This is a genomic window from Flavobacterium soli DSM 19725, assembly GCF_000422705.1.
Classification (GTDB): domain Bacteria; phylum Bacteroidota; class Bacteroidia; order Flavobacteriales; family Flavobacteriaceae; genus Flavobacterium; species Flavobacterium soli.
The window spans coordinates 1-1,263 of record NZ_AUGO01000024.1; the positions used below are offsets into that span (position 1 = coordinate 1).

Here is a 1,263-nt window from a genome sequence, read left to right on the forward strand (position 1 = left end):
CTCGCCTTTACTTTGTATAAGATAAAAAACATTAAATTTATTCAAAGGAAAACAGAGGTGAACTTTGACGCTCGCCAAGCTTACGACTTATCTAGCGCATTAGTCCTCTGCTTTCTCCTTGAATCCTGTTGAATTACTTCAAATAGAATGATAGACATTATGGTCTAATAAAGGCTCTAAAGAAGTTCAACATCTTTTGTTTCACCTAATCTCAAAGTTATGAAAAATTATTCTCATTATGTTGGAATTGACATTTCTAAAAATACTCTTGATGTTGTATTATTAAACCCGGATGAAAAAATAGTTCAGAAGCATTTTAAGATTGAAAATTCTAAAGAAGCTATTTCTAAATTTATTGTAACATTAAAAAAAGAACATGTTCAGATAGACAACATTCTTTTTTGCTGTGAAAACACAGGAGTTTACACTTATATTCTTTCAGATTGTTTAAGTTTGAAAAAAATCGATTTATGGGTAGTTCCTGCAATAGAGATCAAACGTTCAAAAGGTATTTCCAGAGGTAAAAATGATAAAATAGATGCAAAGGATATTGCTTTATATAGTTATAGAAATATCGATAAGCTACAATTGTATAAAGTTTCCGATGCAAATATTCAAGAGCTTAAGGTTTTGCATTCAGAAAGAGAAAAAATTGTAAAATCAATAAAACTATTTGGTATGACCTCTGAAAATGAAATCTTTATTCCTAAGAAAATTTATAAATCAACCAAGAGGATTAATGCAAAAATCATCAAAGGTTTGAGAAAACATTTGTTAGATATTGAAAAACAAATGAAGGCAATTATTATTCCAAACGAAGAACTAAGTAACCAATTCCAATTAATTAAAAGTATCCCTGGAATAGGTGAACAGACCGCTCTCTATATAATCATTACCACAAAAGGATTTAAAACATTCAAAAATTGGAGGCAATTTGCTTGCTATTCGGGAGTAGCACCCTTTGAATATTCATCAGGAACCAGTGTAAAAGGCAGGACCAAGGTGAGTCATTTAGCAGACAAAAAGATGAAATCATTGCTTCACATGTGTGCATTGACGGCTATCAAATATGATCCACAGTTAAAAGAATATTATAATAAAAAGAAAGCCGAAGGTAAAAATTCGATGCTAGTATTAAACAACATTAGATGTAAAATTATAAGTCGTGTTTTTAGCGTAATTAACAGACAAACTCCATATGTAAATACATATAAATTTGCCTGTTAATTTTTAATATTTTATTTGTTTTTTATCATAGAATGC

General features: G+C 29.5%; 1 protein-coding gene. It reads left to right on the top strand.

Going from position 1 to position 1,263, the window contains the following annotated elements; translation table 11 throughout:
* Positions 1-219: 219 nt before the first annotated feature.
* Entirely contained in the window at positions 220-1,227 is a 1,008-nt protein-coding gene (locus tag G508_RS0115480) for an IS110 family RNA-guided transposase (protein WP_026706160.1), read from the top strand.
* Positions 1,228-1,263: the final 36 nt, after the last annotated feature.